Annotated in this window: 9 protein-coding genes; all 9 read left to right on the top strand. The window is 50.5% G+C overall.

From position 1 onward, the window contains the following. Nucleotides 1–296 precede the first annotated feature (296 nt). The 9 genes from HBM92_RS24505 (at nucleotide 297) to tnaB (ending at nucleotide 7754) form a co-directional block, all read left to right on the top strand. On the top strand, nucleotides 297–377 hold the full coding sequence (locus HBM92_RS24505; RefSeq protein ID WP_122083097.1) for a hypothetical protein: 81 nt from the start codon (nucleotides 297–299) through the stop codon (nucleotides 375–377). 229 nt (nucleotides 378–606) lie between these two features. Further along, a complete protein-coding gene (rpmH, locus tag HBM92_RS24500) occupies nucleotides 607–747 on the top strand; it encodes a 50S ribosomal protein L34 (protein ID WP_000831330.1) in 141 nt (46 codons plus the stop codon). A 16-nt stretch (nucleotides 748–763) separates the two neighbouring features. Next, nucleotides 764–1123: a ribonuclease P protein component gene (rnpA, locus tag HBM92_RS24495; RefSeq protein WP_000239730.1), complete on the top strand. Its 360-nt coding sequence runs from the start codon at nucleotides 764–766 to the stop codon at nucleotides 1121–1123. Then, nucleotides 1087–1344 carry a membrane protein insertion efficiency factor YidD gene (yidD, locus tag HBM92_RS24490; RefSeq protein WP_001307474.1) on the top strand — a complete coding sequence of 86 codons (258 nt, stop codon included), beginning with the start codon at nucleotides 1087–1089 and terminating at the stop codon, nucleotides 1342–1344. Before rnpA ends, yidD begins: the two co-directional genes overlap by 37 nt. Nucleotides 1345–1346: 2 nt before the next feature. Continuing rightward, nucleotides 1347–2993 carry a membrane protein insertase YidC gene (gene yidC, locus HBM92_RS24485; protein WP_000378258.1) on the top strand — a complete coding sequence of 549 codons (1647 nt, stop codon included), beginning with the start codon at nucleotides 1347–1349 and terminating at the stop codon, nucleotides 2991–2993. Nucleotides 2994–3098: 105 nt separating this feature from the next. Further along, nucleotides 3099–4463: a tRNA uridine-5-carboxymethylaminomethyl(34) synthesis GTPase MnmE gene (mnmE, locus tag HBM92_RS24480; protein ID WP_001282368.1), complete on the top strand. Its 1365-nt coding sequence runs from the start codon at nucleotides 3099–3101 to the stop codon at nucleotides 4461–4463. 241 nt (nucleotides 4464–4704) lie between these two features. Further along, a complete protein-coding gene (gene tnaC, locus HBM92_RS24475; protein ID WP_001364348.1) occupies nucleotides 4705–4779 on the top strand; it encodes a tryptophanase leader peptide in 75 nt (24 codons plus the stop codon). Between the two features lie 220 nt (nucleotides 4780–4999). Beyond that, nucleotides 5000–6415 carry a tryptophanase gene (gene tnaA, locus HBM92_RS24470; RefSeq protein ID WP_001443186.1) on the top strand — a complete coding sequence of 472 codons (1416 nt, stop codon included), beginning with the start codon at nucleotides 5000–5002 and terminating at the stop codon, nucleotides 6413–6415. 91 nt (nucleotides 6416–6506) lie between these two features. Further along, nucleotides 6507–7754: a low affinity tryptophan permease TnaB gene (gene tnaB, locus HBM92_RS24465; protein WP_000132075.1), complete on the top strand. Its 1248-nt coding sequence runs from the start codon at nucleotides 6507–6509 to the stop codon at nucleotides 7752–7754. Nucleotides 7755–7775 lie beyond the last annotated feature (21 nt).

Below are 7775 nucleotides of genomic sequence, written 5' to 3'. Positions count from 1 at the left end.
GGCGGACTCCACTCGAACAAAAGTCGATAATGACTAAGGCTGAAACATTCATGATTGTTGACGTACGTCGAAAAGACCCTGCATGAGGGTGACGCACGAACCGCTGTCTGCGGTTATATGCCCGATCAAGATCCTGCAAAACGATCGGGACCGCGGATCATAGCCTAAACTGCGCAATAGATCTTCTGTTTCTCACAGATTTTCCCGATTTATCCACAGGATGATCCAGAACTCGCTAAGTGTAAACGATCCTGCCGCGGGCCGGGCACGATTTACGCCGCATATTGGAAAATTTAATGACCATAGACAAAAATTGGCTTAATCGATCTAATAAAGATCCAGAACGATCCTTGCGCTTTACCCGTCAGCCCGTATAATCCTCCACCCGGCGCGCCATGCTGGTTTTCACTGGTGTGAGGCCGTACGTTTTCCCCGCGAAAAGGTGCGGAAAAGCGCGGTAAATAAGGAAAGAGAATTGACTCCGGAGTGTACAATTATTACAATCCGGCCTCTTTAATCACCCATGGCTTCGGTGTCCATCGTTTCATTTTTCGGCGGATATCCAATAAAGCCATTGAATTTATTCAAGTTTAGGTAGAAATCGCCATGAAACGCACTTTTCAACCGTCTGTACTGAAGCGCAACCGTTCTCACGGCTTCCGTGCTCGTATGGCTACTAAAAATGGTCGTCAGGTTCTGGCACGTCGTCGTGCTAAAGGCCGCGCTCGTCTGACCGTTTCTAAGTAATAAAGCTAACCCCTGAGTGGTTAAGCTCGCATTTCCCAGGGAGTTACGCTTGTTAACTCCCAGTCAATTCACATTCGTCTTCCAGCAGCCACAACGGGCTGGCACGCCGCAAATTACCATTCTCGGCCGCCTGAATTCGCTGGGGCATCCCCGTATCGGTCTTACAGTCGCCAAGAAAAACGTTCGACGCGCCCATGAACGCAATCGGATTAAACGTCTGACGCGTGAAAGCTTCCGTCTGCGCCAACATGAACTCCCGGCTATGGATTTCGTGGTGGTGGCGAAAAAAGGGGTTGCCGACCTCGATAACCGTGCTCTCTCGGAAGCGTTGGAAAAATTATGGCGCCGCCACTGTCGCCTGGCTCGCGGGTCCTGATAGCCCTCATTCGGGTCTATCAACGCCTGATTAGTCCGCTACTCGGGCCGCATTGTCGTTTCACTCCAACCTGTTCAAGCTACGGAATTGAGGCATTGCGCAGGTTTGGAGTGATAAAAGGCAGTTGGTTGACGGTGAAACGCGTATTAAAATGCCACCCTTTACACCCTGGTGGTGACGATCCCGTCCCGCCCGGACCATTTGATACCAGAGAACACTAACGATGGATTCGCAACGCAATCTTTTAGTCATCGCTTTGCTGTTCGTGTCTTTCATGATCTGGCAAGCCTGGGAGCAGGATAAAAACCCGCAACCTCAGGCCCAACAGACCACGCAGACAACGACCACCGCAGCGGGTAGCGCCGCCGACCAGGGCGTACCGGCCAGTGGCCAGGGGAAACTGATCTCGGTTAAGACCGACGTGCTTGATCTGACCATCAACACCCGTGGTGGTGATGTTGAGCAAGCCCTGCTGCCTGCTTACCCGAAAGAGCTGAACTCTACCCAGCCGTTCCAGCTGCTGGAAACTTCACCGCAGTTTATTTATCAGGCACAGAGCGGTCTGACCGGTCGTGATGGCCCGGATAACCCGGCTAACGGCCCGCGTCCGCTGTATAACGTTGAAAAAGACGCTTATGTGCTGGCTGAAGGTCAAAACGAACTGCAGGTGCCGATGACGTATACCGACGCGGCAGGCAACACGTTTACCAAAACGTTTGTCCTGAAACGTGGTGATTACGCTGTCAACGTCAACTACAACGTGCAGAACGCTGGCGAGAAACCGCTGGAAATCTCCACCTTTGGTCAGTTGAAGCAATCCATCACTCTGCCACCGCATCTCGATACCGGAAGCAGCAACTTCGCACTGCACACCTTCCGTGGTGCGGCGTACTCCACGCCTGACGAGAAGTACGAGAAATACAAGTTCGATACCATTGCCGATAACGAAAACCTGAACATCTCTTCGAAAGGTGGTTGGGTGGCGATGCTGCAACAGTATTTCGCGACGGCGTGGATCCCGCATAACGACGGTACCAATAACTTCTATACCGCTAATCTGGGTAACGGCATCGCCGCTATCGGCTACAAGTCTCAGCCGGTACTGGTTCAGCCTGGTCAGACTGGCGCGATGAACAGCACCCTGTGGGTTGGCCCGGAAATCCAGGACAAAATGGCAGCTGTTGCTCCGCACCTGGATCTGACCGTTGATTACGGTTGGTTGTGGTTCATCTCTCAGCCGCTGTTCAAACTGCTGAAATGGATCCATAGCTTTGTGGGTAACTGGGGCTTCTCCATTATCATCATCACCTTTATCGTTCGTGGCATCATGTACCCGCTGACCAAAGCGCAGTACACCTCCATGGCGAAGATGCGTATGCTGCAGCCGAAGATTCAGGCAATGCGTGAGCGTCTGGGCGATGACAAACAGCGCATCAGCCAGGAAATGATGGCGCTGTACAAAGCTGAGAAGGTTAACCCGCTGGGCGGCTGCTTCCCGCTGCTGATCCAGATGCCAATCTTCCTGGCGTTGTACTACATGCTGATGGGTTCCGTTGAACTGCGTCAGGCACCGTTTGCACTGTGGATCCACGACCTGTCTGCACAGGACCCGTACTACATCCTGCCGATCCTGATGGGCGTAACGATGTTCTTCATTCAGAAGATGTCGCCGACCACTGTGACCGACCCGATGCAGCAGAAGATCATGACCTTTATGCCGGTCATCTTCACTGTGTTCTTCCTGTGGTTCCCGTCAGGTCTGGTGCTGTACTATATCGTCAGCAACCTGGTAACCATTATTCAGCAGCAGCTGATTTACCGTGGTCTGGAAAAACGTGGCCTGCATAGCCGCGAGAAGAAAAAATCCTGATTCGGTGAGTTTTCGCTAAAATAAGGGCGGTCAGTTGACCGCCTTTTTTCTTTTCGTAGGGCGGATAAGCACCGCACATCCGCCACACAAAGCAACAGGAACATCATGAGCGATAATGACACTATCGTAGCCCAGGCCACGCCTCCGGGACGTGGCGGCGTTGGCATCCTGCGCATCTCCGGCCTCAAAGCCCGTGAAGTTGCCGAAACCGTGCTGGGTAAACTGCCTAAGCCACGCTACGCCGATTATCTTCCGTTTAAAGACGCCGATGGCAGCGTGCTCGATCAGGGGATTGCGCTATGGTTCCCTGGCCCGAACTCGTTCACCGGCGAAGATGTGCTGGAACTGCAAGGTCATGGCGGTCCGGTGATCCTCGACCTGCTGTTAAAACGCATTCTGACCATTCCCGGCCTGCGGATTGCCCGCCCTGGTGAGTTTTCCGAACGCGCATTTCTGAACGATAAACTCGACTTAGCCCAGGCCGAGGCGATTGCGGACCTTATCGACGCCAGCTCGGAACAGGCGGCCCGTTCGGCGCTAAACTCGCTGCAAGGCGCGTTCTCCGCACGGGTCAACCATCTGGTGGAAGCCCTCACCCACTTGCGCATTTACGTCGAAGCGGCAATTGATTTCCCGGATGAAGAGATCGATTTCCTCTCCGACGGCAAAATTGAAGCCCAGCTCAATAACGTAATTGCCGATCTCGACGCGGTACGCGCCGAAGCTCGTCAGGGTAGTTTGTTGCGCGAAGGGATGAAAGTGGTGATTGCCGGACGTCCTAACGCCGGTAAATCGAGCCTGCTGAACGCGCTGGCGGGCCGTGAAGCAGCAATCGTAACCGATATCGCCGGAACCACGCGTGACGTGCTGCGTGAGCATATCCACATTGACGGAATGCCGTTGCATATCATCGATACCGCCGGGCTTCGTGAAGCCAGTGACGAAGTTGAACGTATTGGTATCGAGCGCGCATGGCAGGAAATTGAACAGGCAGACCGCGTGCTGTTTATGGTCGATGGCACCACGACAGACGCCGTTGATCCGGCAGAGATCTGGCCGGAATTTATCGCCCGTCTGCCAGCGAAACTGCCGATCACCGTGGTGCGCAATAAAGCCGATATCACCGGCGAAACGTTGGGGATGAGCGAAGTGAACGGTCATGCGTTAATTCGTCTTTCGGCGCGGACTGGCGAAGGCGTGGATGTACTGCGTAACCATCTCAAACAGAGCATGGGCTTTGACACCAATATGGAAGGCGGCTTCCTGGCGCGTCGTCGTCACCTACAGGCGCTGGAACAGGCGGCAGAGCATTTGCAGCAAGGTAAAGCGCAACTGTTAGGTGCCTGGGCGGGTGAACTGCTGGCGGAAGAGTTGCGCCTGGCACAGCAGAACTTAAGCGAGATCACCGGGGAATTTACTTCAGACGACCTACTGGGGCGGATTTTCTCCAGTTTCTGTATCGGTAAGTAACCGCGCTTGCGAAGCCGCATTCTGACTGTCAGATGCGGCTTCGCTTCATTGTTAGCACTCCTGTTATTCCTCAACCCTTTTTTAAACATTAAAATTCTTACGTAATTTATAATCTTTAAAAAAGATATTTAATATTGCGTCCCGAACGATTGTGATTCGATTCACATTTAAACAATTTCAGAATAGACAAATTCCTTGAGTATTATACTGTAGCCTCGTGTCTTTCGAGGATAAGTGCATTATGAATATCTTACATATATGTGTGACCTCAAAATGGTTTAATATTGACAACAAGATTGTCGATCACCGCCCTTGATTTGCCCTTCTGTAGCCATCACCAGAGCCAAACCGATTAGATTCAATGTGATCTATTTGTTTGCTATATTTTAATTTTGCCTTTTACAAAGGCCATCTCTCGTTTATTTACTTGTTTTAGTAAATGATGGTGCTTGCATATATATCTGGCGAATTAATAGATATTGCAAATGTAATATTCACAGGGATCACTGTAATTAAAATAAATGAAGGATTATGTAATGGAAAACTTTAAACATCTCCCTGAACCGTTCCGCATTCGTGTTATTGAGCCAGTAAAACGTACCACTCGCGCTTATCGTGAAGAGGCAATTATTAAATCCGGCATGAACCCGTTCCTGCTGGATAGCGAAGATGTGTTTATCGATTTACTGACCGACAGCGGCACCGGGGCGGTGACGCAGAGTATGCAGGCCGCGATGATGCGCGGCGACGAAGCTTACAGCGGCAGCCGCAGCTACTACGCGTTAGCCGAGTCAGTGAAAAATATCTTTGGTTATCAATACACTATTCCGACTCACCAGGGCCGTGGTGCAGAGCAAATCTATATTCCGGTACTGATTAAAAAACGCGAGCAGGAAAAAGGCCTGGATCGCAGCAAAATGGTGGCGTTCTCTAACTATTTCTTTGATACCACGCAGGGCCATAGCCAGATTAACGGCTGTACCGTGCGTAACGTCTATATCAAAGAAGCCTTCGATACTGGCGTGCGTTACGACTTTAAAGGCAACTTTGACCTTGAGGGATTAGAACGCGGTATTGAAGAAGTTGGCCCGAATAACGTGCCGTATATCGTTGCAACCATCACCAGTAACTCCGCAGGTGGTCAGCCGGTTTCACTGGCAAACTTAAAAGTGATGTACAGCATCGCGAAGAAATACGATATTCCGGTGGTCATGGACTCCGCACGCTTTGCCGAAAACGCCTATTTCATCAAGCAGCGTGAAGCAGAATACAAAGACTGGACCATCGAGCAGATCACCCGCGAAACCTACAAATATGCCGATATGCTGGCGATGTCCGCCAAGAAAGATGCGATGGTGCCGATGGGCGGCCTGCTGTGCATGAAAGACGACAGCTTCTTTGATGTGTATACCGAATGCAGAACCCTTTGCGTGGTGCAGGAAGGCTTCCCGACATATGGCGGCCTGGAAGGCGGCGCTATGGAGCGTCTGGCGGTAGGTCTGTATGACGGCATGAATCTGGACTGGCTGGCTTATCGTATCGCACAGGTGCAGTATCTGGTCGATGGTCTGGAAGAGATTGGCGTTGTCTGTCAGCAGGCGGGCGGTCACGCGGCATTCGTTGATGCAGGTAAACTGTTGCCGCATATCCCGGCAGATCAGTTCCCGGCACAGGCGCTGGCCTGCGAGCTGTATAAAGTCGCCGGTATCCGTGCGGTAGAAATTGGCTCTTTCCTGTTAGGCCGCGATCCGAAAACCGGTAAACAACTGCCATGCCCGGCTGAACTGCTGCGTTTAACCATTCCGCGCGCAACATATACTCAAACACATATGGACTTCATTATTGAAGCCTTTAAACATGTGAAAGAGAACGCGGCGAATATTAAAGGGTTAACCTTTACCTACGAACCGAAAGTATTGCGTCACTTCACCGCAAAACTGAAAGAAGTTTAATTAAAACACTCAGAGTGGCTATAAGGATGTTAGCCACTCTATTACCCTACATCCTCAATAACAAAAATAGCCTTCCTCTAAAGGTGGCATCATGACTGATCAATCAGAAAAAAAACACTCTGCATTTTGGGGTGTTATGGTTATAGCCGGTACAGTAATTGGCGGTGGGATGTTTGCTTTACCTGTTGACCTTGCCGGAGCCTGGTTTTTTTGGGGCGCTTTTATTCTTATTATCGCCTGGTTTTCAATGTTACATTCAGGGCTATTATTATTAGAAGCAAACTTAAATTATCCCGTCGGTTCCAGTTTTAACACCATCACCAAAGATTTAATCGGTAACACCTGGAACATTATCAGCGGTATTACCGTTGCCTTCGTTCTCTATATCCTCACTTATGCCTATATCTCTGCTAATGGTGCGATCATTAGTGAAACGATATCAATGAATTTGGGCTATCACGCTAATCCACGTATTGTCGGGATCTGCACTGCCATTTTCGTTGCCAGCGTATTGTGGATAAGTTCGTTAGCCGCCAGTCGTATTACCTCATTGTTCCTTGGGCTGAAGATTATCTCCTTTGTAATTGTTTTTGGTTCTTTCTTCTTCCAGGTCGATTACTCCATTCTGCGCGATTCCACCAGCACCACTGCGGGGACGTCTTACTTCCCGTATATCTTTATGGCTTTGCCGGTGTGTCTGGCGTCATTTGGTTTCCACGGCAATATTCCCAGCCTGATTATTTGCTATGGAAAACGCAAAGATAAGCTCATCAAAAGCGTGGTCTTCGGTTCGCTGCTGGCGCTGGTAATTTATCTCTTCTGGCTCTATTGCACGATGGGGAATATCCCGCGAGAAAGCTTTAAGGCGATAATCTCCTCAGGCGGCAACGTTGATTCGCTGGTGAAATCGTTCCTCGGCACCAAACAGCACGGGATTATCGAGTTTTGCCTGCTGGTGTTCTCCAACTTAGCTGTTGCCAGTTCGTTCTTTGGTGTCACGCTGGGGTTGTTCGATTATCTGGCGGATCTGTTTAAGATTGATAACTCCCACGGCGGGCGTTTCAAAACCGTGCTGTTAACCTTCCTGCCACCTGCTTTGTTGTATCTGATCTTCCCGAACGGCTTCATTTACGGGATCGGCGGTGCCGGACTGTGCGCCACCATCTGGGCGGTAATAATTCCTGCTGTACTGGCAATCAAAGCCCGCAAGAAGTTTCCCAATCAGATGTTCACGGTCTGGGGCGGCAATCTTATTCCGGCGATTGTCATTCTCTTTGGCATAACCGTAATTTTATGCTGGTTCGGTAACGTCTTTAACGTGTTACCTAAATTTGGCTAAATCCTTCAGGAAGCCAGCCAT

It is taken from the genome of Escherichia sp. E.sYA108, assembly GCF_011754335.1.
GTDB lineage: Bacteria > Pseudomonadota > Gammaproteobacteria > Enterobacterales > Enterobacteriaceae > Escherichia > Escherichia coli.
This window is presented reverse-complemented; position numbering and strand designations above follow the sequence as displayed.